The 22866-nt window shown below is 46.9% G+C and carries 15 protein-coding genes, 3 tRNA genes and 3 rRNA genes; 17 read left to right on the top strand and 4 right to left on the bottom strand.

Annotation, left to right across the window (positions count from 1 at the left end; genetic code table 11):
- Nucleotides 1-131 precede the first annotated feature (131 nt).
- The 6 genes from EKN56_RS00800 to EKN56_RS00825 all read left to right on the top strand — a co-directional run bounded on the left by EKN56_RS00800 (nt 132) and on the right by EKN56_RS00825 (nt 5465).
- Nucleotides 132-1674 (top strand): 16S ribosomal RNA (locus EKN56_RS00800).
- A gap of 91 nt (nt 1675-1765) precedes the next feature.
- A tRNA-Glu gene (locus tag EKN56_RS00805) sits at nt 1766-1841 on the top strand.
- A 216-nt stretch (nt 1842-2057) separates the two neighbouring features.
- Nucleotides 2058-4963: ribosomal RNA gene (locus tag EKN56_RS00810) — 23S ribosomal RNA — on the top strand.
- Nucleotides 4964-5093: 130 nt separating this feature from the next.
- Nucleotides 5094-5209 (top strand): 5S ribosomal RNA (rrf, locus tag EKN56_RS00815).
- Together the 16S, 23S and 5S rRNA genes with 3 tRNA genes alongside form the textbook arrangement of a ribosomal RNA operon.
- A 51-nt stretch (nt 5210-5260) precedes the next feature.
- Nucleotides 5261-5337, top strand: a tRNA-Asp gene (locus EKN56_RS00820).
- Nucleotides 5338-5389: 52 nt separating this feature from the next.
- A tRNA-Trp gene (locus EKN56_RS00825) sits at nt 5390-5465 on the top strand.
- A 93-nt stretch (nt 5466-5558) separates the two neighbouring features.
- Here EKN56_RS00825 and hdfR read toward each other — a convergent pair.
- The gene (hdfR, locus tag EKN56_RS00830; protein WP_130590081.1) at nt 5559-6395 is read right to left on the bottom strand and encodes an HTH-type transcriptional regulator HdfR; all 837 of its coding nucleotides are present in this window, start codon (nt 6393-6395) and stop codon (nt 5559-5561) included.
- Nucleotides 6396-6511: 116 nt separating this feature from the next.
- Here hdfR and EKN56_RS00835 point away from each other — a divergent pair, with 116 nt between their 5' ends.
- Nucleotides 6512-6850 carry a DUF413 domain-containing protein gene (locus EKN56_RS00835; RefSeq protein ID WP_130590082.1) on the top strand — a complete coding sequence of 113 codons (339 nt, stop codon included), beginning with the start codon at nt 6512-6514 and terminating at the stop codon, nt 6848-6850.
- 26 nt (nt 6851-6876) lie between these two features.
- Here EKN56_RS00835 and EKN56_RS00840 read toward each other — a convergent pair whose 3' ends face one another.
- Nucleotides 6877-8403, bottom strand: a complete 1527-nt coding sequence (locus EKN56_RS00840) for a YifB family Mg chelatase-like AAA ATPase (RefSeq protein WP_130590083.1) — start codon at nt 8401-8403, stop codon at nt 6877-6879.
- A gap of 327 nt (nt 8404-8730) precedes the next feature.
- Between EKN56_RS00840 and ilvL the strand changes: the two genes are divergently transcribed.
- From ilvL to EKN56_RS00875, 7 genes are all read left to right on the top strand, one after another.
- Nucleotides 8731-8829 carry an ilv operon leader peptide gene (ilvL, locus tag EKN56_RS00845; RefSeq protein ID WP_130590084.1) on the top strand — a complete coding sequence of 33 codons (99 nt, stop codon included), beginning with the start codon at nt 8731-8733 and terminating at the stop codon, nt 8827-8829.
- 150 nt (nt 8830-8979) lie between these two features.
- Nucleotides 8980-10629, top strand: coding sequence for an acetolactate synthase 2 catalytic subunit (gene ilvG, locus EKN56_RS00850; protein WP_130593546.1), 1650 nt, complete (start codon nt 8980-8982; stop codon nt 10627-10629).
- Complete coding sequence (gene ilvM, locus EKN56_RS00855) at nt 10626-10883, top strand: acetolactate synthase 2 small subunit (RefSeq protein WP_130590085.1); 258 nt, start codon at nt 10626-10628, stop codon at nt 10881-10883. Before ilvG ends, ilvM begins: the two co-directional genes overlap by 4 nt.
- Nucleotides 10884-10903: 20 nt before the next feature.
- The gene (locus EKN56_RS00860; RefSeq protein ID WP_130590086.1) at nt 10904-11833 is read left to right on the top strand and encodes a branched-chain amino acid transaminase; all 930 of its coding nucleotides are present in this window, start codon (nt 10904-10906) and stop codon (nt 11831-11833) included.
- 71 nt (nt 11834-11904) lie between these two features.
- Nucleotides 11905-13755 carry a dihydroxy-acid dehydratase gene (gene ilvD / locus EKN56_RS00865; RefSeq protein WP_130590087.1) on the top strand — a complete coding sequence of 617 codons (1851 nt, stop codon included), beginning with the start codon at nt 11905-11907 and terminating at the stop codon, nt 13753-13755.
- Nucleotides 13756-13760: 5 nt separating this feature from the next.
- A complete protein-coding gene (gene ilvA / locus EKN56_RS00870) occupies nt 13761-15305 on the top strand; it encodes a threonine ammonia-lyase, biosynthetic (RefSeq protein ID WP_130590088.1) in 1545 nt (514 codons plus the stop codon).
- An 80-nt stretch (nt 15306-15385) separates the two neighbouring features.
- The gene (locus tag EKN56_RS00875) at nt 15386-16081 is read left to right on the top strand and encodes a DUF2461 domain-containing protein (protein ID WP_130590089.1); all 696 of its coding nucleotides are present in this window, start codon (nt 15386-15388) and stop codon (nt 16079-16081) included.
- Nucleotides 16082-16093: 12 nt separating this feature from the next.
- Here the strand turns inward: EKN56_RS00875 and ilvY are convergent, their stop codons facing one another.
- Entirely contained in the window at nt 16094-16975 is an 882-nt protein-coding gene (ilvY, locus tag EKN56_RS00880; protein WP_130590090.1) for an HTH-type transcriptional activator IlvY, read from the bottom strand.
- A gap of 163 nt (nt 16976-17138) precedes the next feature.
- On the opposite strand from ilvY, the gene ilvC reads away from it, so the two are divergent.
- The 3 genes from ilvC to rep all read left to right on the top strand — a co-directional run bounded on the left by ilvC (nt 17139) and on the right by rep (nt 21354).
- Nucleotides 17139-18617, top strand: a complete 1479-nt coding sequence (ilvC, locus tag EKN56_RS00885; protein WP_130590091.1) for a ketol-acid reductoisomerase — start codon at nt 17139-17141, stop codon at nt 18615-18617.
- A 202-nt stretch (nt 18618-18819) separates the two neighbouring features.
- Nucleotides 18820-19164: a DUF805 domain-containing protein gene (locus EKN56_RS00890; protein ID WP_130590092.1), complete on the top strand. Its 345-nt coding sequence runs from the start codon at nt 18820-18822 to the stop codon at nt 19162-19164.
- Nucleotides 19165-19329: 165 nt separating this feature from the next.
- Nucleotides 19330-21354 carry a DNA helicase Rep gene (rep, locus tag EKN56_RS00895; RefSeq protein WP_130590093.1) on the top strand — a complete coding sequence of 675 codons (2025 nt, stop codon included), beginning with the start codon at nt 19330-19332 and terminating at the stop codon, nt 21352-21354.
- Here the strand turns inward: rep and gppA are convergent.
- On the bottom strand, nt 21351-22850 hold the full coding sequence (gene gppA, locus EKN56_RS00900) for a guanosine-5'-triphosphate,3'-diphosphate diphosphatase (RefSeq protein WP_130590094.1): 1500 nt from the start codon (nt 22848-22850) through the stop codon (nt 21351-21353). The two genes, rep and gppA, sit on opposite strands and share 4 nt — an antisense overlap.
- Nucleotides 22851-22866: the final 16 nt, after the last annotated feature.

A 22866-nucleotide genomic window follows, 5' to 3' on the forward strand; every position in this document is an offset into this window, starting at 1 on the left:
GGGCACTCACAAGACGGTATCTCACGTCATTACACTTCGGTGTAACGACACAAAAAAATACCAAGTCTTAAAGAGTGACCAGACAGTAATTCATTTGAATTATTGAAAGTAATCTTTGAGCATCAAGCTTTTAATTGAAGAGTTTGATCATGGCTCAGATTGAACGCTGGCGGCAGGCCTAACACATGCAAGTCGGGCGGTAGCACAGAGGAGCTTGCTCCTTGGGTGACGAGCGGCGGACGGGTGAGTAATGTCTGGGGATCTGCCTGATGGAGGGGGATAACTACTGGAAACGGTAGCTAATACCGCGTAACGTCGCAAGACCAAAGCGGGGGACCTTCGGGCCTCGCGCCATCAGATGAACCCAGATGGGATTAGCTAGTAGGTGGGGTAATGGCTCACCTAGGCGACGATCCCTAGCTGGTCTGAGAGGATGACCAGCCACACTGGGACTGAGACACGGCCCAGACTCCTACGGGAGGCAGCAGTGGGGAATATTGCACAATGGGGGAAACCCTGATGCAGCCATGCCGCGTGTGTGAAGAAGGCCTTAGGGTTGTAAAGCACTTTCAGTGGGGAGGAAGGATGTGGTGTTAATAGCACCATGTATTGACGTTACCCACAGAAGAAGCACCGGCTAACTCCGTGCCAGCAGCCGCGGTAATACGGAGGGTGCAAGCGTTAATCGGAATTACTGGGCGTAAAGCGCACGCAGGCGGTTTGTCAAGTCGGATGTGAAATCCCCGGGCTTAACCTGGGAACTGCATCCGAAACTGGCAAGCTAGAGTCTTGTAGAGGGGGGTAGAATTCCATGTGTAGCGGTGAAATGCGTAGAGATGTGGAGGAATACCGGTGGCGAAGGCGGCCCCCTGGACAAAGACTGACGCTCAGGTGCGAAAGCGTGGGGAGCAAACAGGATTAGATACCCTGGTAGTCCACGCTGTAAACGATGTCGACTTGGAGGTTGTTCCCTTGAGGAGTGGCTTCCGGAGCTAACGCGTTAAGTCGACCGCCTGGGGAGTACGGCCGCAAGGTTAAAACTCAAATGAATTGACGGGGGCCCGCACAAGCGGTGGAGCATGTGGTTTAATTCGATGCAACGCGAAGAACCTTACCTACTCTTGACATCCAGAGAATTTAGCAGAGATGCTTTAGTGCCTTCGGGAGCTCTGAGACAGGTGCTGCATGGCTGTCGTCAGCTCGTGTTGTGAAATGTTGGGTTAAGTCCCGCAACGAGCGCAACCCCTATCCTTTGTTGCCAGCACGTAATGGTGGGAACTCAAAGGAGACTGCCGGTGATAAACCGGAGGAAGGTGGGGATGACGTCAAGTCATCATGGCCCTTACGAGTAGGGCTACACACGTGCTACAATGGCGTATACAAAGAGAAGCTACCTCGCGAGAGCATGCGGACCTCATAAAGTACGTCGTAGTCCGGATTGGAGTCTGCAACTCGACTCCATGAAGTCGGAATCGCTAGTAATCGTAGATCAGAATGCTACGGTGAATACGTTCCCGGGCCTTGTACACACCGCCCGTCACACCATGGGAGTGGGTTGCAAAAGAAGTAGGTAGCTTAACCTTCGGGAGGGCGCTTACCACTTTGTGATTCATGACTGGGGTGAAGTCGTAACAAGGTAACCGTAGGGGAACCTGCGGTTGGATCACCTCCTTACCTGAAAGATATGCAGTTGCGTGCAGTGTCCACACAGATTGTCTGATGAAATAAAAAGAGAGCAAAGCGTCTGCGAAGCTGACATATCTGTGTCCCCTTCGTCTAGAGGCCTAGGACACCGCCCTTTCACGGCGGTAACAGGGGTTCGAATCCCCTAGGGGACGCCACTTGCTGATAATGGGTGAAAGACATTGTCGATGAATATCTCAAAACTGGCTTACTGAGCCATGTTTGAGATATTTGCTCTTTAACAATCCGGAACAAGCTGAAATTTGAATCCTCAGCCATACATGAGTAATACACTGACATGTAGTGGACTGAGCGAGTCTCTCAATTGTTTGCAACTTTAGAATGTTGTCTTTCGAGACACCTTCGGGTTGTGAGGTTAAGTGACTAAGCGTACACGGTGGATGCCTAGGCAGTCAGAGGCGATGAAGGGCGTGCTAATCTGCGATAAGCGTCGGTAAGGTGATATGAACCGTTATAACCGGCGATACCCGAATGGGGAAACCCAGTGCAATTCGTTGCACTATCATACGATGAATACATAGTCGTATGAGGCGAACCGGGGGAACTGAAACATCTAAGTACCCCGAGGAAAAGAAATCAACCGAGATTCCCCCAGTAGCGGCGAGCGAACGGGGAGGAGCCCAGAACCTGAATCAGTTTGTGTGTTAGTGGAAGCGTCTGGAAAGTCGCACGGTACAGGGTGATAGTCCCGTACACCAAAATGCACAGATTGTGAGTTCGATGAGTAAGGCGGGACACGTGACATCCTGTCTGAATATGGGGGGACCATCCTCCAAGGCTAAATACTCCTGACTGACCGATAGTGAACCAGTACCGTGAGGGAAAGGCGAAAAGAACCCCGGCGAGGGGAGTGAAACAGAACCTGAAACCGTGTACGTACAAGCAGTGGGAGCACCCTTTGGGGTGTGACTGCGTACCTTTTGTATAATGGGTCAGCGACTTATATTTTGTAGCAAGGTTAACCGAATAGGGGAGCCGTAGGGAAACCGAGTCTTAACTGGGCGTCAAGTTGCAAGGTATAGACCCGAAACCCGGTGATCTAGCCATGGGCAGGTTGAAGGTTGGGTAACACTAACTGGAGGACCGAACCGACTAATGTTGAAAAATTAGCGGATGACCTGTGGCTGGGGGTGAAAGGCCAATCAAACCGGGAGATAGCTGGTTCTCCCCGAAAGCTATTTAGGTAGCGCCTCGTGAACTCATCTTCGGGGGTAGAGCACTGTTTCGACTAGGGGGCCATCCCGGCTTACCAACTCGATGCAAACTCCGAATACCGAAGAATGTTATCACGGGAGACACACGGCGGGTGCTAACGTCCGTCGTGAAGAGGGAAACAACCCAGACCGCCAGCTAAGGTCCCAAAGTCATGGTTAAGTGGGAAACGATGTGGGAAGGCACAGACAGCCAGGATGTTGGCTTAGAAGCAGCCATCATTTAAAGAAAGCGTAATAGCTCACTGGTCGAGTCGGCCTGCGCGGAAGATGTAACGGGGCTAAACCATGCACCGAAGCTGCGGCAGCGATATGAAAATATTGTTGGGTAGGGGAGCGTTCTGTAAGCCTGCGAAGGTGGACTGTGAGGTCTGCTGGAGGTATCAGAAGTGCGAATGCTGACATAAGTAACGATAAAGCGGGTGAAAAGCCCGCTCGCCGGAAGACCAAGGGTTCCTGTCCAACGTTAATCGGGGCAGGGTGAGTCGACCCCTAAGGCGAGGCCGAAAGGCGTAGTCGATGGGAAACAGGTTAATATTCCTGTACTTGGTGTTACTGCGAAGGGGGGACGAAGAAGGCTAGGCTATCCGGGCGACGGTTGTCCCGGTTTAAGCGTGTAGGTGGAGTGATTAGGTAAATCCGATTGCTTATTAACACTGAGGCGTGATGACGAGCCACTACGGTGGTGAAGTAGTTGATGCCCTGCTTCCAGGAAAAGCCTCTAAGCTCCAGGTAACATTAAATCGTACCCCAAACCGACACAGGTGGTCAGGTAGAGAATACTCAGGCGCTTGAGAGAACTCGGGTGAAGGAACTAGGCAAAATGGTGCCGTAACTTCGGGAGAAGGCACGCTGGCATTAGGTGAAGTGGTTTACCCATGGAGCTGAAGCCAGTCGAAGATACCAGCTGGCTGCAACTGTTTATTAAAAACACAGCACTGTGCAAACACGAAAGTGGACGTATACGGTGTGACGCCTGCCCGGTGCTGGAAGGTTAATTGATGGGGTTAGCGTAAGCGAAGCTCTTGATCGAAGCCCCAGTAAACGGCGGCCGTAACTATAACGGTCCTAAGGTAGCGAAATTCCTTGTCGGGTAAGTTCCGACCTGCACGAATGGCGTAATGATGGCCAGGCTGTCTCCACCCGAGACTCAGTGAAATTGAACTCGCAGTGAAGATGCTGTGTACCCGCGGCAAGACGGAAAGACCCCGTGAACCTTTACTATAGCTTGACACTGAACATTGAGCCTTGATGTGTAGGATAGGTGGGAGGCTTTGAAGCGGTGACGCCAGTCATCGTGGAGCCAACCTTGAAATACCACCCTTTAATGTTTGATGTTCTAACTTTGGCCCGTGATCCGGGTTGAGGACAGTGTCTGGTGGGTAGTTTGACTGGGGCGGTCTCCTCCCAAAGAGTAACGGAGGAGCACGAAGGTTAGCTAATCACGGTCGGACATCGTGAGGTTAGTGCAAAGGCATAAGCTAGCTTGACTGCGAGAGTGACGGCTCGAGCAGGTACGAAAGTAGGTCTTAGTGATCCGGTGGTTCTGAATGGAAGGGCCATCGCTCAACGGATAAAAGGTACTCCGGGGATAACAGGCTGATACCGCCCAAGAGTTCATATCGACGGCGGTGTTTGGCACCTCGATGTCGGCTCATCACATCCTGGGGCTGAAGTAGGTCCCAAGGGTACGGCTGTTCGCCGTTTAAAGTGGTACGCGAGCTGGGTTTAGAACGTCGTGAGACAGTTCGGTCCCTATCTGCCGTGGGCGCTGGAAGATTGAGAGGGGTTGCTCCTAGTACGAGAGGACCGGAGTGAACGCACCACTGGTGTTCGGGTTGTCATGCCAATGGCATTGCCCGGTAGCTACGTGCGGAAAAGATAACCGCTGAAAGCATCTAAGCGGGAAACTTGCCTCGAGATGAGTCTTCCCTTGGACCCAGAGTCCACTGAAGGAACGTTAAAGACTATGACGTTGATAGGTCGGGTGTGTAAGCGTAGCGATACGTTGAGCTAACCGATACTAATGAACCGTGAGACTTAACCTTACAACACCGAAGGTGTTTTGGTGAGATGAGATTGAGAGAGAGAAGTCGAATTTCAGCGAATGTTCAGGATTGAAATGGATGGTTGTGTGGATAGTGATATTGACATACAACGGTTCATGTACAGAATATGCCTGGCGGCGACAGCGCGGTGGTCCCACCTGACCCCATGCCGAACTCAGAAGTGAAACGCCGTAGCGCCGATGGTAGTGTGGGGCTTCCCCATGCGAGAGTAGGGAACTGCCAGGCTTTAAATATAGATTACAAGATGATTTGTTCTTGTAATGAAAAAGAATCGGTGGAGCGGTAGTTCAGTTGGTTAGAATACCTGCCTGTCACGCAGGGGGTCGCGGGTTCGAGTCCCGTCCGTTCCGCCACTTATTTATATTATGCCTGCTATATTAGCAGGCGTAGTAGTAAGCGTTCTTTAGGGGCGTAGTTCAATTGGTAGAGCACCGGTCTCCAAAACCGGGTGTTGGGAGTTCGAGTCTCTCCGCCCCTGCCATAAAAAAGTAAAAAACCCTTTGTTTTCACAAAGGGTTTTTTATTGTCTGCAATTTAGCTTAAAAATTTAGATTAATTCATTAATATCAATCTATTATTCAAGATCTTCAGCAGCGTTGAAGCTACTAATCAATTTATGAATCAGTTGATGATGCTCACTATTTTGTAGCCAGATGGCATATAAAGGAAGATTGATTGATTGAAGTGGTAACACAGGTTTCAGTTCAGGATGTTGCTTTTGCCAGAATTCAGGTAAAAAAGTACAGCCAGCGGTATTCCTTAACAGCTGTTTTGCCATCAGTGCCGAGCTGGTTGTCAGGATTGGTAGGATCTCCTGGGTGAAGCACTCTTTTTCCTGTTGTGAAAAGTCGATTCCCCAATCAAGGGAGATGTAAGCTCTTTTTTTATCATTGGTTTTTCGCTCAGACATCACTAACTGTAATGGGATTGTGGTTATCCTTTCACTGACCAACTCATCCATTTTGGAAGGCTCTGTGGTAATCAAAAGATCTAGCTGTCTTTCGTGAAGTTGCTGTACTTGAATATTTCGTGGCGCAACTCTGGCGTCAAACTGTAAATTTTTATGTACTAAGTAGAGCGATTCAAGCCAGTCTGTCAGGCCGGTTTCCCAGATTAAAGGCAATGCGCCAATCGATAACGTATTCTTTTTTTGGTTACTTTTGGTGATAGCCGAGCGTGCCTGCTGCCAGGTAATGATCAGATTCTCTGCATAGGGTAGAAGCTGTTCGCCCGCGGCCGTGAGCCGAATATTATTGCGGTGGCGAGTAAAAAGATTAACGCCCAACTGATTTTCTAACAGTCGTATGCGAGAGCTCACTGCTGATTGTGTGAGATACAGAGATTCAGCTGCCCGACCAAAATGACGGGTCTTGCTCACTTCCAGAAAAGTCTTTAGTAATTCTGTATCCACACTATCTCCAAATAATTTTATCGTAACGATTTAAATTTTTTGTTTTACACACCGGCAAGCCTCACTAATACTCCGCGCCATAACGGCATTAATTTAGATACTTAGGAGTATGTCAGATGGCGGAAAGCTTCACTACGACGCATCGTTTTTTTGACAATAAAAATTATCCTCGAGGCTTTTCCCGCCATGGGGATTTCACCATTAAAGAAGCTCAATTGCTAGAACGTTTAGGTTATGCTTTTAATGAGCTTGATTTAGGCAAGCGTGAACCAGCAACAGAAGAAGAAAAACTATTCGTCGCTGTTTGCCGTGGAGAGCGTGAACCTGCAACTGAGTCTGAAAAGGTATGGATTAAATACCTTGATCGTATTCGTCGCCCTAAGCGCTTCCACACGCTATCTGGTGGTAAGCCACAGGTAGATACTGTCGAAGACTTTAACGACACTGATGATTAACTAACGGGGCTTAAAGCCCCGTTTTTTTATCCTACCGCTTTATAAAGCTGTAACAGTAGCCGATCCATACAGCGATAGCTTAATGCTTCAGCAATATGGCTTCTGCTTATCGCTTCGCTACCGGATAAGTCAGCAATAGTTCGGGAGACTTTTAAAATGCGATGCCATCCACGAACAGAAAGCCCAAGTTTTAATAAGGCATGCTCAAGGAATAATGCATCTTCCGGATTAAGCTTACAGTTTGATTCCACCTCTTTACTGCTTAGTTGCGCATTTACTTTGCCACTTCTTTTGGTTTGAAGTTCTCTGGCATTTAGCACCCGTTGCCGGACAGACTGACTGGATTCCCCTTCTTCTCTGCGCTGGCTTAATACACCTTGAGGCAACAGCGGTACTTCAATAGATAAGTCGAATCGATCGAGAAAGGGGCCGGATAATCGGTTTAAATAGCGCATAATTTGCTGAGGATTCGAACGGCTGAGTATCCCCTGATAGTGTCCGGTAGGGCTGGGGTTCATTGCCGCAATCAGTTGAACTCTTGCAGGAAAGCAGACTTTTGCACTAGCCCGGGAAATAACAATTTCTCCTGACTCTAATGGCTCTCTGAGAGCATCCAATACTTTTCTCTCAAATTCAGGTAATTCATCCAAAAATAGCACGCCATTATGTGCCAGAGAAATTTCACCAGGTCTGGGAATTGAACCGCCACCCACCAGTGCAGCCATCGATGCACTATGATGAGGGGCTCTGAAAGGCCGTTTACGCCAGTTTGACGAATTTTGTGGTGTATGGACTAGGCTCGATATAGCTGCGCTCTCTAAAGCTTCCTGATCGCTTAGAGGAGGTAAAAGTGCATTGAGTCGAGTAGCAAGCATGGTTTTACCGGTACCCGGAGGACCGAGTAGCAGCAGGTTATGCCCTCCGGCAGCAGAAATTTCCAGTGCTCGTTTTGCCTGCTCCTGACCAATAATATCTTTCAGGTCGGGTAAGGATAATGAATCATCCTGAATAACTTGTTTAGCCGGTTTGCAAAGCGTAGTTTCATTATCCGACAGGTAATGACATATTTCGGCAAGATTCGCGGCAATCAGGTTATTGCCTTGTTCAATGAGCGCCACTTCAGTGGCATTTCCTTGTGAAAGAACCAAAATACGATCGTTTCTGGATGCTGCCAGAGCTGCTGGTATTGCGCCATTGATTGGTTTTATTTCTCCAGAAAGAGCGAGTTCGCCTAAAAACTCATGCTGATGTAATTTTGTCGCGGGGATTTGTTCAGAAGCCGCCAGTATGGCTAACGCAATGGGTAGATCGAATCGCCCCCCTTCTTTGGGTAAATCTGCTGGCGCTAAATTCACCGTGATTTTTTTAGGAGGAAAAGTAAATCCGCTGTTTATCAGGGCACTTCTTACCCGATCTTTTGCCTCTTTTACCGTTATTTCAGGTAAACCAACTAAAGTAAAATTGGGCATTCCGTTGCTGATATGAACTTCAACACTGACGGCTGGCGCCTGAATTCCTATTGATGCTCGGGTGTGAACGATGGCTAATGACATACTGAATTATCCGACTTATTTTTCAGCGGATCCTGTCAGGTTTGAGGGAAATAGTTTTATTTATTTTAGAACTGAGCTTCATTTTTTAGATTTATATTCCAAATAATTGCTAGTTATATGGCTTATATCACTGGTTTTATGTGTCCCCGATCGAGAAAAAATAAATTTTATTCTGAATTGAGTTTTATTTAAATGATAAATAAAGATATTTTTTAATTTATTATCTTGAGTTTTTGAAATGGAATGAAAAAATAACTTGTCACTTAACACACAATTATGATAACTCTGTATTCATTCGTTCGACTGATAAAGAATTTTATTGAAACTATGAAGTCTGTAAGCCAAGTGATTAGCCTCGTGATTATTAGTGTGGTGGTGATTATTATCCCACCGTGCGGGGCAGCACTTGGACGAAGAATGACCTGATTAGTGGTCTGAAATTCAAGAACCCCCGCACTGAGAAGTCGGGGGTTTTTTTATGCGTAATAAAAATTCAAGCAAAACACAACATAAAGCATAACGAAGCAAACAGTATAAAAAACTGTTCTGAGCATGAAGACAAACGGGGTAAGAATGATGAATGGGGCACAGTGGGTTGTACATACATTACGCGAACAGGGTGTTGAGACGGTTTTTGGCTACCCCGGTGGGGCTATTATGCCAGTTTATGATGCGCTGTTTGACGGCGGTATTGAACATTTGCTGTGCCGCAATGAGCAAGGTGCTGCGATAGCCGCTCTTGGTTATGCCAGAGCAACGGGGAAAGTTGGGGTTTGTATTGCGACTTCTGGCCCGGGGGCAACGAATCTGATAACCGGACTGGCGGATGCATTATTGGATTCAGTACCCGTTGTGGCTATTACGGGTCAGGTTGCCTCTCCACTGATTGGTACTGATGCTTTTCAGGAGGTTGATGTTTTAGGATTATCATTGGCCTGTACTAAACACAGCTATCTGGTGGAGTCTCTGGAAGAGCTGCCAGCCATCATTGCTCAGGCTTTCGCTACCGCCTGCAGCGGTCGTCCGGGGCCTGTACTCATCGATATTCCGAAAGACATTCAGCTAGCCGCGGGAGATCATCTCAAGCCGGCTCTGTTCTCTGTTGAAGAGCTTCCTAAAGTCGCTGATGCTGATTTGGCGTTAGCCAGAGAGATGATTACGCAATCCAAAAAGCCAATGTTATACGTTGGTGGCGGGGTTGGTATGGCTCAGGCAGTTGATGCATTACGTACCTTCGTTAACGTTACGGGAATGCCTGGCGTATCGACTCTGAAAGGTTTAGGTGCTTTTGATGCCCAGGACCCATGTTATTTAGGCCTGTTAGGAATGCATGGTGCCAAAGCCAGTAACTTAGCCGTACAGGATTGTGACCTGTTAGTGGCTATCGGGGTGCGTTTTGACGATCGGGTAACAGGAAAATTAAATGCTTTTGCACCGAATGCCAAAGTTATCCATATGGATATCGACCCGGCCGAATTAGGTAAATTAAGAACACCTCATGTTGCGCTGCAGGGAGATTTAAATGAGATATTGCCTGCGTTGCAGCAGCCGATGTCCATCGAGAGCTGGCGTAAATCGGTAATGACAATGAAAACCGAATTTGCTGCTCGCTATGACCATCCTGGCCAACCTATCTATGCCCCGCTATTGTTAAAACAACTTTCTGATAAAAAGCCTGAAAGCGCCGTAATCACCACTGATGTGGGACAGCATCAGATGTGGAGCGCTCAGCATATGTCATTCAGTTGTCCGGAAAACTTTATTACATCAAGTGGCTTAGGAACTATGGGCTTTGGTATTCCGGCTGCGGTTGGTGCACAAATGGCCCGTCCTGACGACATGGTGATTTGTGTTTCAGGGGATGGCTCTTTCATGATGAACGTTCAGGAGCTGGGCACGATAAAGCGCAAAAAGTTGCCGGTAAAAATAGTGCTAATAGATAACCAGCGTTTGGGTATGGTGAGACAGTGGCAGCAACTGTTTTTTGATGCACGTTATAGTGAAACCGATTTATCTGATAATCCGGATTTTCTGGTACTGGCCAGCGCATTTGGCATTCCTGGGCAGAGTATTTCTCGTAAAGATCAGGTTGATGATGCTTTAAATGCAATGTTAACCAGTGAAGGTCCCTACTTGCTTCACGTTTCAATTGATGAATTAGAAAATGTTTGGCCTCTGGTTCCACCAGGTGCTGGTAACGAAACCATGCTGGAGAAAGTATCATGACAGAACATCAACTTTATATTCAAACCCGCTTTCGCTCAGAGGTTTTAGAACGTCTACTGCGGGTTGTTCGCCACAGAGGTTTCCGTGTGTGCAAAATGAACATGAATCAGACAGGCAATGGAGATAATATAAATATTCATTTAACCGTTTCCAGTGAGCGCCCTGTCAATTTATTATCTTCTCAGTTAACTAAACTTGCGGATGTCAACAGCGTTGAGATCCTCAATCAAACATCACAACAAATACGCGCCTAGCGCGACAAGGAATAGAGACAATGAGTACGAAGAAAGCAGACTACATATGGTTCAATGGCGAAATGACCCCATGGGCTGATGCAAAAGTTCACGTGATGTCTCATGCATTACACTATGGTACTTCGGTATTTGAAGGTGTGCGCTGCTATAACACCCATAAGGGCCCTGCGGTTTTCCGTCATCGCGAGCATATGCAGCGTCTGCGTGATTCAGCAAAAATTTATCGTATGCCGGTTTCTTACTCCGTAGATGAATTGATGGCAGCCTGTCGTGAAACACTAAGCAAAAATAACCTGACCAGCGCTTATATTCGTCCACTCGTATTCATCGGTGATGTTGGTATGGGGGTTAACCCACCACCAGGATACAAAACTGATGTCATCATTGCGGCTTTCCCTTGGGGAGCTTATTTGGGAGAAGAAGCTTTGGATCAGGGTATCGATGCGATGGTTTCTTCATGGAATCGTTCTGCACCAAATACCATTCCAACTGCGGCGAAAGCTGGCGGTAACTACCTTTCTTCTTTACTGGTTGGTAGTGAGGCTCGTCGCCATGGTTATACTGAAGGTATTGCTCTGGATGTTCATGGTTATGTTTCTGAAGGTGCGGGCGAAAACATCTTCATTATTAAAGATGGCGTAGTCTTTACTCCGACCTTAACTTCTGCGGCCCTGCCGGGTATTACTCGCGATGCCATCATGAAGCTAACTAAAGACCTGGGCTTTGAAATTCGTGAGCAGGTTCTGTCCCGTGAGTCACTCTATCTTGCTGATGAAGTGTTTATGACCGGTACCGCTGCTGAAATTACACCAGTACGCAGCGTTGATGGTATTGAAGTCGGAATTGGCCGCTGTGGTCCTATCACTAAGCAAATTCAACAGCGTTTCTTTGGTCTGTTCAATGGTCAGACAGAAGATAAATACGGCTGGTTAGACTTAGTAAATCAATAATAAATAAAGCAAACATAATACCAACGGGCGGAGTAACTCCGCCCGGATAAAACAACGGGAGTGAATAAAGCATGCCTAAGTATCGTTCAGCTACAACTACACATGGTCGCAATATGGCAGGAGCCCGTGCGCTATGGCGCGCAACGGGTATGACCGATGCTGATTTCGGTAAGCCAATTATTGCCGTGGTGAACTCTTTTACACAGTTCGTACCGGGCCATGTGCATTTACGTGACTTAGGTAAGCTGGTTGCCGATCAGATCCATGAGTCAGGTGGCGTTGCCAAAGAGTTCAATACTATTGCGGTGGACGACGGTATCGCGATGGGGCATGGAGGCATGCTTTATTCTCTTCCTTCCCGGGAACTGATTGCCGATTCGGTAGAATACATGGTGAATGCTCACTGTGCTGACGCGATGGTGTGTATCTCTAACTGTGACAAGATTACCCCGGGAATGTTAATGGCGTCTTTGCGCCTGAATATTCCGGTTATTTTTGTTTCCGGTGGTCCGATGGAAGCAGGAAAAACTAAGCTATCAGACAAAATCATCAAGCTGGATTTGATTGATGCCATGATTCAGGGTGCCAACCCTGATGTCAGCGATGAAGACAGTGCTCAAATAGAACGTTCTGCCTGCCCTACCTGTGGTTCCTGTTCCGGTATGTTTACTGCCAACTCCATGAACTGCTTAACCGAAGCTCTGGGCTTAGCGCTGCCAGGAAATGGTTCTCTGTTGGCCACACATAAAGACCGTAAGCAACTTTTCCTGAATGCGGGTAAAGAGATTGTGGCATTAACCAAACGCTATTATGAGCAGGATGATGCAAGCGTATTGCCTCGCGCTATTGCGAATAAGTCGGCATTTGAAAATGCGATGGTGATGGATATTACCATGGGTGGTTCAACCAATACCGTATTGCATCTTCTGGCTGCCGCACAGGAAGGTGAAGTTGATTTCACCATGAATGATATTGACCGCTTATCGCGCAAGGTTCCTCAACTATGTAAGGTTGCTCCAAGTACCCAGAAATACCATATGGAAGATGTTCATCGTGCCGGTGGTGTAATTGGTATTTTGGGTGAGCTGGAACGTGCAGACCTGCTAAACCGTAATACAAAAAATATTATGGGGCTGAGCCTGACGGAAACGTTAGACAAGTTCGACATTATGCGTACCAGTGATGATGCGGTAAGAACCCTGTTCCGTGCTGGTCCTGCAGGTATTCGTACCACTCAGGCTTTCTCTCAGGATTGTCGCTGGGATTCTCTGGATGACGATCGTGCAGAAGGCTGTATCCGTGATAAAGAGCATGCATACAGTCAGGAAGGTGGTCTGGCGGTATTAAACGGTAACCTGGCGGTGGATGGCTGTATTGTTAAAACGGCCGGTGTTGATGATGAACATCTGGTATTCCGCGGCCCGGCAAAAGTATATGAAAGTCAGGAAGATGCGGTTGACGCTATTCTGGGCAAGAAAGTGGTTGCCGGTGATGTCGTGGTTATCCGCTATGAAGGTCCAAAGGGTGGACCGGGCATGCAGGAGATGTTGTATCCAACGACGTTCCTGAAATCCATGGGATTAGGTAAAAGCTGTGCGTTGATCACCGATGGCCGTTTCTCTGGCGGTACCTCCGGATTGTCTATTGGTCATATCTCGCCGGAAGCAGCCAATGGCGGTTTAATTGGTTTAGTCCGTGATGGGGATATGATTGATATTGATATTCCAAAACGCAGTATTGTGCTGGATGTATCAGACAGTGAATTAACCAGCCGCCGTCAGACAGAAGTTGCCCGTGGTGACAAAGCCTGGACGCCAGCGGCTCGTGAGCGTCAGGTTTCATTCGCGTTACGTGCTTATGCCAGTTTAGCAACCAGCGCAGATAAAGGCGCCGTCAGGGATAAAAGTAAGCTGGGAGGCTAACTGTTATGGCAGTTCCATTACCACTCTCTTCTGCACCGACAGGTGCAGAATATCTGAGAGCCGTGCTCTGTTCACCGGTTTATGACGTAGCTCAGGTTACGCCATTGCAGGTGATGAATAAGCTCTCAGCTCGTCTGAATAATACCGTGCTGGTAAAGCGCGAAGACCGACAGCCGGTGCACAGTTTTAAACTGCGTGGTGCGCACGCGATGATTGCCGGGCTGAATGAGCAGCAGAAAGCTAATGGTGTAATTGCAGCCTCAGCGGGTAATCATGCTCAGGGTGTTGCGCTGTCGGCGACTGGTTTAGGTATTCGTTCTCTGATTGTTATGCCGTTAACGACACCGGATATCAAAGTTGATGCTGTACGTGGCTTTGGTGGCGAAGTGCTGCTGCACGGTGCTAACTTTGATGAGGCGAAAGCCAAAGCTATTGCCCTGTCTGAACAGGAAGGCTATATCTTTATTCCTCCGTTCGATCATCCGGCAGTGATTGCCGGGCAGGGCACCATCGGTATGGAGTTGATCCAACAGGATGCGCATCTTGATCGTGTCTTTGTTCCGGTGGGTGGTGGTGGATTGGCCGCCGGTGTAGCGGTATTGATTAAGCAATTGATGCCAGAAATTAAAGTTATTGGCGTTGAAGCTGAAGATTCTGCCTGTCTGGTGGCGGCAATGAATGCCGGACAGCCTGTCGATCTTGATCGAGTAGGGCTATTTGCCGATGGCGTAGCGGTAAAACGTATTGGTGATGAGACTTTCCGCCTGTGCCGTGAATATCTTGATGATGTTATTACCGTCGACAGCGACGCAATTTGTGCCGCAGTAAAAGATTTATTTGAAGATGTCAGGGCGATTGCAGAACCGTCGGGCGCGTTAGCGCTGGCGGGCCTGAAAAAATATGCTGAACAGCATAATTTGGAAGGCGAGCGTCTGGCCTGTATTTTGTCCGGTGCTAATTTGAATTTCCACGGTTTGCGCTATGTCTCCGAACGCTGTGAGTTAGGTGAAAAGCGGGAAGCGCTGCTGGCGGTCACTATTCCTGAGCAGAAAGGCAGTTTTCTGAAATTTTGCCAGCTGTTAGGTGGCCGTTCAGTGACTGAGTTTAACTATCGTTACGCCAGTGATAAAGATGCCTGTATCTTTGTTGGGGTTCGCTTAACCAGAGGTCAGACTGAAAGAGAAGAGATTATCCGCGAACTGCGCGATGATGGTTATCAGGTGGTTGATTTATCTGATGATGAAATGGCTAAGCTACACGTTCGCTATATGGTTGGAGGCCGTCCGGCGAAACCGTTAAGTGAGCGGTTATACAGCTTTGAATTTCCTGAATCGGGTGGGGCCTTGTTAAAGTTTTTGCAGACGCTGGGAACCTACTGGAATATTTCTCTGTTTCATTATCGCAGTCATGGTACCGATTACGGCCGAGTACTTGCGGCTTTTGAACTGATTGGGCACGATGCTGAGTTTGAACAGCATCTTGAACAGTTGGGGTATGATTACCACGATGAGACGGATAATCCGGCGTTCCGCTTTTTTCTGGCGGGATAATCAGGGCAATGATCTGAATGCTGTCGAAGAATGATATTCCGCAGCATTTGGTTTTTCTGATGATGGGCTAACGGGCAGGAGTGATAATGCAATTCAATGGGTTTAGCCAGCAAGGGCTGACATTCTTGCAGGATGTCAGAATTCAAAACAGCAAAGATTGGTTCGACGATCATCGTCATATCTATGATGATGAAATACTCACCCCTTTTCGTGCTCTGGTGACCGATCTGACTCAGTGCATGATGCTGATTGATCCAGAGTTTGAAACCCGCCCGGCAATTGGTAAAACTCTGTCCAGAATTCATCGTGATACTCGCTTCAGCCATGATAAATCTCGTTATCGCAGCCATATGTGGCTAACCTTCAAGCGACACAGCAAAGACTGGAAAGATGCTCCGGTCTACTTTTTTGAAATAGCGCCTGATTTTTATCGTTATGGTCTGGGTTATTACTCCGCCAGCCGACAAACGATGGATGTGCTACGTTTATTGATGCGTACCGAGCCTAAAGATTTTTTAGCCGTAGCCAAATGCAGTAAATCACCCTTTGAACTGGTGGGTGAGAGCTATAAACGACCTTTAATTAAAGAGCAGGATGCCAGTATTGCTAACTGGTATAACCGTAAGTCATTTGCCGTTATGCATACCAGTCAGGAGATGGAAATGGTCTTTAATAACGGCCTGGTTTCTCAGTTAGAGAAAGGGTTTAAGCAATTGGCACCCCTTTATCATTACCTGATGCGGGCAGAAATGATTAAACGCAATCCTGAAGAATGATAGCAATTAAAATCATATCAACTGCCAGAAGGCGTGAATCAGAGGCTCATTAAGACGTTTTTTCTGTACGCATACGCCCAGATCAAAGGCGGATGTCAGGGTGACGTGGTCTGCTACTGAAATCCGACTGCGTATAGTTTCCGGGCTGTTATCCAGTACTACACTGGGGATCAGTGCAATACCACAGCCAAGCGCAACCATAGAAACAATGGCTTCATGACCGGCAACCGTGGCGTAAATTTGCGGGTTGCTGATATGGTAACGACGGAACCACTGGTCGATACGTCTGCGTGTTGGACCGTGTTCCGGTAAAATAAAAGGAATATTTGCCCAGTCAGGCTTATGTTCCAGCATTTGAGTATGTACCGGGCAAGGTAGTGCGGGCGTAATTAACACCAGTGGAACCTCACCAATTTTGCGAAAATCAATGGTAGAAGGCAGGGTTTCCGGGCGACCAGCAATGGCCAGATCTGCATCGTTAGACTGAATTTTATCAACTGCATCCGCAGCGTCACCGGTGGTCAATTTTATTTCTACATTGGGGTGCAGGGCGCGAAATTGATCAAGTATGGTTGGTAGGTGGCTGTAGGCAGCCGTTACCGAGCAGAAGATGCGCAGTTCACCACTGAGAGACTCTCCCTCCTGTGTCAGGGCATTTTTTAACTGTTGATAGTGTAATAATGTTTGTTGAGCAAAGACTTTAAGCTGTTGACCTGCATGTGTGAGTTGTACCGTGCGGTTATCTCGCAGAAACAGCATCTGCCCAAGTTCCTCTTCCATTCGCTGTATCTGTCTTGACAGGGTGGAAGGGCTAACATAGGTTGCTTTAGCCGTTTTGCCAAAATGCTGACTGTCGGCTAAATGAAGAAATAATTTTAAATCACGAAGATCCACATTAAGGCACCAAATTTTGTATTGCAGAAATTGCAATATCATCTTCTTAATATATCAATTTAAGCAATGCAGATCTTGTCTTATTATGAATTTCAGGCGTACTGCAGTTAATGAGTACCAACACAACAAAGCGCAACATAACAACCAGGAATGGAGAATAATAATGGCTAACTATTTCAATACATTAAACTTACGCCAGCAGTTGGCCCAATTAGGTCAGTGCCGTTTTATGGGGCGTGATGAGTTTGCTGATGAATCCGGTTTTCTGAAGGGTAAAAAAATCGTTATTGTCGGATGTGGTGCTCAGGGTCTTAACCAGGGTCTGAATATGCGTGATTCTGGTCTGGATATCGCTTATGCGCTACGTAAAGAAGCGATTGATGAGAAACGTGCATCATGGCGTAAAGCGACAGAGAATGGTTTTAAAGTAGGTACCTATGAAGAACTGATTCCTCAGGCAGATTTAGTCGTTAACCTGACGCCAGACAAGCAGCACTCAGCAGTCGTTCAGGCAGTTCAGCCGCTGATGAAACAAGGTGCAGCATTAGGTTATTCTCACGGTTTCAATATTGTTGAAGTTGGCGAAACTATTCGTCCGGATATCACCGTGGTGATGGTTGCGCCGAAGTGCCCGGGAACGGAAGTTCGTGAAGAGTATAAGCGCGGTTTCGGTGTACCAACGCTGATTGCTGTTCACCCGGAAAACGATCCAAAAGGTGAGGGCATGGCGATTGCTAAGGCATGGGCGGCAGCAACCGGTGGTCATCGCGCTGGCGTTCTGCAGTCTTCTTTTGTTGCTGAAGTTAAGTCTGACCTGATGGGTGAGCAAACTATCCTGTGCGGGATGTTACAGGCTGGTTCAATTCTATGTTTTGACAAGCTAGTGGCTGATGGTGCCAGCCCGGCATATGCTGAGAAATTAGTACAGTATGGTTGGGAAACCACGACTGAAGCTCTGAAACAAGGCGGCATTACCTTGATGATGGATCGCCTGTCTAATTCGGCAAAACTGCGTGCTTTCGCACTGTCTGAACAGCTAAAAGCGTTGATGGCACCACTGTTCCAAAAGCATATGGATGACATCATCTCTGGTGCCTTCTCTGAAGGCATGATGGCTGACTGGGCAAATAATGACGCCAAATTATTAGGCTGGCGTGAAGAGACAGGCCGTACCGCTTTCGAAAATGCACCTCAACAGGAAGGTAAAATCAGCGAGCAGGAATACTTTGATCACGGCGTATTGATGATCGCGATGGTTAAAGCCGGGGTTGAGCTGGCGTTCGAAACCATGGTGGTTTCCGGTATTATCGAAGAGTCTGCTTACTATGAGTCTCTGCACGAGTTACCGCTAATTGCTAACACCATTGCTCGTAAGCGCCTGTATGAAATGAACGTGGTTATTTCTGATACTGCTGAGTATGGTAACTATCTGTTCTCTAATGCTGCAGTACCACTGTTGCGTGAAAAATTCATGGGTTCATTGCAGGCTGGTGACTTAGGTAAATCTGTTGCTGCAGCAGAAATTGATAATGCCCAACTGCGTGATGTTAACGAAGCTATCCGTAATCATCCAATTGAAGTGATTGGTAAGAAATTGCGTGGTTATATGACTGATATGAAACGTATCGCTGTTGCCGGTTAATTCAGATTAATGAATACAGAAACCAGAGAATTTTTCTCTGGTTTTTTTTGGAAAAATTTTACCCAATTGAATTTTAATCCTTTATTTATAATCAATCTTTTCGAAATATTTACAGTTGGATGATTATTACTTATGTAATGGTTTCAGATATAATTCGGGCGTTCGATTTTTTTAGTTTATTTATTTTTCAAGGAAAGAAATTGTGGAATGGTTTAAAAAGTGTTTGTTAGAGAAATACGCTGATTTTTCCGGCCGTGCGCGTCGTAAAGAGTACTGGATGTTTGTACTGTTTAGCATGATTGCCATGGTTGTACTCATGATTGTTGGCGGTGTGTTAGATGCTATTTTTGGTTCAAATGGCATCGTTAGTATGATTTTACTGGTTGTGTATGCGTTAGCGATCTTTATGCCTAGTCTGGCCGTTGCTATTCGTCGTTTACACGACCTGGATAAAAGCGGTTGGTGGTATTTAATTGCCTTCATTCCGTTTGGTTCTATCGTTTTACTGGTGTTCTTCTGTCTGGAAGGAACGCCAGGTGCTAACTAATTTGGACCAGCATCAAAATAATAACTAATGGTTATGTAGTGTATAAGCCTGTATAAATTGCAGGCTTTTTTGTTTCCGCTATTCATCAAGCCTTCCTGGTGTATAGGGGAATCATATTTTTGCTATAATCCTTCCCCCTAGGTCTTCTGAGTAAGTAGCTTTGTTATGCGCATGAATCCCCGCCAACAGCAGGCAGTTGAATTTGTTACCGGCCCTTGTTTAGTGCTGGCTGGTGCTGGTTCGGGTAAAACTCGGGTGATTATTAATAAAATTGCCTATTTGATTCGTGAGTGTGGCTATCAGGCTCGTCATATTGCGGCAGTAACCTTTACCAATAAAGCGGCCAGAGAGATGAAAGAGCGTCTGGCACAAACGCTGGGGCGTAAAGAGGCCAGAGGGATTGTTATCTCAACGTTCCATACTCTTGGGCTGGAAATTATCAAGCGTGAACATGTCGCATTGAATATGAAGTCCAACTTTTCGCTGTTTGACGATCAGGATCAGATAGCATTATTGAAAGAGTTGACAGAGAAGTGGCTGGATAATGACAAGGTATTAATTTCGCAGTTGATATCGTCCATTTCTAACTGGAAGAACGATTTGATTGGTCCGGCAGGGGCTGCCGCGGCGGCGAAATCCGAGCGTGATAAGTTATTTGCTCACTGTTATGACCTGTATGATAAACAGCTCAAATCCTGCAGCATTCTCGACTTCGACGATCTGATTTTATTACCTACTTTATTATTACAGCGAAATGAAGAAGTTAGAGAACGTTGGCAAAATCGTCTGCGTTATCTGCTGGTGGATGAATATCAGGATACCAATACCAGCCAGTACGAACTGGTTAAGCTGTTAGTGGGTAATCGTGCTCGTTTTACTGTGGTGGGAGATGACGATCAGTCAATCTACTCATGGCGGGGGGCTCGCCCGCAAAACTTAGTGTTATTGAGTCAGGACTTTCCGGCTTTACAAGTGATTAAGCTGGAGCAAAATTACCGTTCGTCCGGGCGAATACTTAAAGCAGCTAATATTCTGATTGCCAACAACCCGCACGTATTTGAGAAACGGCTGTTCTCAGAGCTGGGATACGGTGAAGAACTGAAGGTAGTGACGGCCAATAATGAAGACAATGAAGCCGAAAGGGTTGTAGGTGAATTGATTGCCCATCACTTTATCAATAAAACCGATTACAAAGATTACGCCATTCTGTATCGGGGAAATCACCAGTCACGTATTTTTGAAAAAATGCTGATGCAAAACCGTATTCCCTACCGGATTTCTGGTGGGACATCTTTCTTTTCCCGACCAGAAATTAAAGATCTGATGGCCTATTTACGTGTGTTGACCAATCCGGATGATGACAGCGCATTTTTACGTATTGTGAATACTCCTCGCCGTGAAATTGGCCCGGCAACGCTGGAAAAATTAGGGACATGGGCTAATCAGAGAAGCGTTAGCTTATACCGTGCCAGCTTTGACGTTGGACTGGAACAATATCTCACCGGGCGTGGACTTGAGTCGCTACAACGTTTTACCCGCTGGTTATCTTCTGTCGCTGAAACGTCTGAAAGAGAGCCCGTTGCTGCCGTCAGAGATCTGATTCACGGTATGGATTATGAAAGCTGGCTATATGAGACCTCTCCCAGCGTGAAAGCGGCTGAAATGCGTATGAAAAACGTCAATCAGCTGTTTGGCTGGATGACTGAAATGTTAGAAGGCTCCGATCTGGATGAGCCTATGACGCTAACACAAGTAGTCACTCGCTTTACGCTGCGTGACATGATGGAACGGGGTGAAAATGAAGAAGATTTCGATCAGGTTCAATTAATGACGCTGCATGCCTCGAAAGGCCTTGAGTTCCCTTATGTTTATCTGGTGGGGATGGAAGAAGGATTGCTTCCTCATCAAAGCAGCATTGATGAAGATAATGTTGATGAAGAGCGCCGTCTGGCATATGTAGGCATTACCAGAGCTCAGAAGGAGCTGACGTTTACACTCTGTCGTGAACGCCGTCAGTTTGGCGAGTTGGTGCGCCCGGAGCCAAGTCGATTCTTACTGGAGTTGCCTCAGGATGATTTGCGCTGGGAAAGTGCTCGTAAGGTTGTGTCTGCCGAAGAGAGAATGGAAAAAGGCAAAGGGCATCTGGCTAATATTCGTGAACAGCTGGCAAAAGCACGGTCCCAAGACTAATTTTTAATTATTACCAGAGGAAGATGGCTATAAGTTTGCCAACGGCTCTCTTGCTGTAATGCTTCGGTCTGCAAGGGGTACAATGAAAGCCATTCTTTGCTGATTTTCAGATTAAGTTGCTCTCCCTGCCCGATAAGCGTGATATTCGGAATGCGGTCAGAATGCCGTGAACGGCACAATAAAATGGCAATACGCAGTAAACGTACCAGTCGTTGTGCCTGCGGTAGTGATAATGCGTTCTGCTCTGCCAGCACTGACAGATTAATGATATCGGTTTGATTTATCAGCAAAGCTGCCAGCAATTTCCTTTGTGCGGGGGTAAATCCTGGCATTTCAGTATGATTTAGCAAGTAAGCCGCGTGCTGGGGGGATTGTTTGAAATCGATACTTAATCCAATTTCATGTATCTGGCTGGCCCAATGAAGCATCTCTGTCATGCTCTCATTGATATCCCAGATCTCTTTTAGCTGGCGGCAAAAATGATGGGTTAGCTGGCTGACTCTGTCGGCCTGTTGTCGATCGATGGCATACTGATATTGCATAGCCTCAATGGTCGTTTGACGAATATCTTTTTCTACCGGTTGATTTAGCATGTTGTATATCAGACCTTCACGCAGTGCGCCGCCGGCCAAATTCATGCTGTTTACATTTAAGGTTTCAAAAATAGCGATCAGAATAGAGAGCCCACTAGGAAAAACCAGTGCTCTTTCTAAAGTCAGACCAGGGATCTCCAGCTCTTCCAGCTTGCCACATTGAATCGCACGTTCTTTTAATTGCTGTAACTTATCCAGCGTAATTTGCTCATCCATTCCCTGGGCTACCATGATTTCCTGTAGCGCTTGTACGGTGCCTGATGCACCGACACAAATATCCCATCCCTGATATTTTAGCTTATTGGCAATGGGAAGCAGGAGATGATGCGCTGCGAGTTCTGCCTGATGAAAGTTGTTGGTGTTTAACGTTCTGTCGTTAAAATAACGTTCCAGCCAGGTCACACAGCCCATTGGTAAACTCACCAATTGAGAAATGCTATCCGCATTTCCGGTAATCAGTTCGGTGCTGCCGCCACCAATATCGACCACCAGTCGGGATAGTGCACCCCCAGTGGTATGGGCCACACCCTGATAGATTAACCGGGCTTCTTCTTCACCGCTGATAATCTTAACCGGATAATTTAAAATGGTTTCGGCTGTGGTAATAAATGTATTGGCGTTTTTAGCTGCCCGTAACGCAGCAGTAGCAACAATACAAATATGGGATGGGGGAATGTCATACAGGCGTTCAGCGAACAGACGTAAACATTGCCAGCCACGCTGCATTGCTTCTTCGGATAAACAATTATCACCGTCAAGCCCGGCAGCTAACCGGACTTTTCGTTTGATGCGGTCAATAATTTGGATACGGCCAGCAATTTTCCGGATAACCAGCATATGAAAGCTATTCGAACCAAGATCGATGGCGGCATAAAGAGGCAATTCATCTGTCTGTCTGTTCATAAAGCTTAATTAGTTA

This window comes from Limnobaculum zhutongyuii (assembly GCF_004295645.1).
GTDB classification, from domain to species: domain Bacteria; phylum Pseudomonadota; class Gammaproteobacteria; order Enterobacterales; family Enterobacteriaceae; genus Limnobaculum; species Limnobaculum zhutongyuii.

Coding starts and splice junctions, on each gene's coding strand:
- EKN56_RS00835 (WP_130590082.1), top strand. CDS start 6,512: ATGGCGGAAAGCTTCACTACGACGCATCGTTTTTTTGACAATAAAAAT.
- EKN56_RS00840 (WP_130590083.1), bottom strand. CDS start 8,403: ATGTCATTAGCCATCGTTCACACCCGAGCATCAATAGGAATTCAGGCG.
- ilvL (WP_130590084.1), top strand. CDS start 8,731: ATGAAGTCTGTAAGCCAAGTGATTAGCCTCGTGATTATTAGTGTGGTG.
- ilvG (WP_130593546.1), top strand. CDS start 8,980: ATGAATGGGGCACAGTGGGTTGTACATACATTACGCGAACAGGGTGTT.
- ilvM (WP_130590085.1), top strand. CDS start 10,626: ATGACAGAACATCAACTTTATATTCAAACCCGCTTTCGCTCAGAGGTT.
- EKN56_RS00860 (WP_130590086.1), top strand. CDS start 10,904: ATGAGTACGAAGAAAGCAGACTACATATGGTTCAATGGCGAAATGACC.
- ilvD (WP_130590087.1), top strand. CDS start 11,905: ATGCCTAAGTATCGTTCAGCTACAACTACACATGGTCGCAATATGGCA.
- ilvA (WP_130590088.1), top strand. CDS start 13,761: ATGGCAGTTCCATTACCACTCTCTTCTGCACCGACAGGTGCAGAATAT.
- ilvC (WP_130590091.1), top strand. CDS start 17,139: ATGGCTAACTATTTCAATACATTAAACTTACGCCAGCAGTTGGCCCAA.
- rep (WP_130590093.1), top strand. CDS start 19,330: ATGCGCATGAATCCCCGCCAACAGCAGGCAGTTGAATTTGTTACCGGC.
- gppA (WP_130590094.1), bottom strand. CDS start 22,850: ATGAACAGACAGACAGATGAATTGCCTCTTTATGCCGCCATCGATCTT.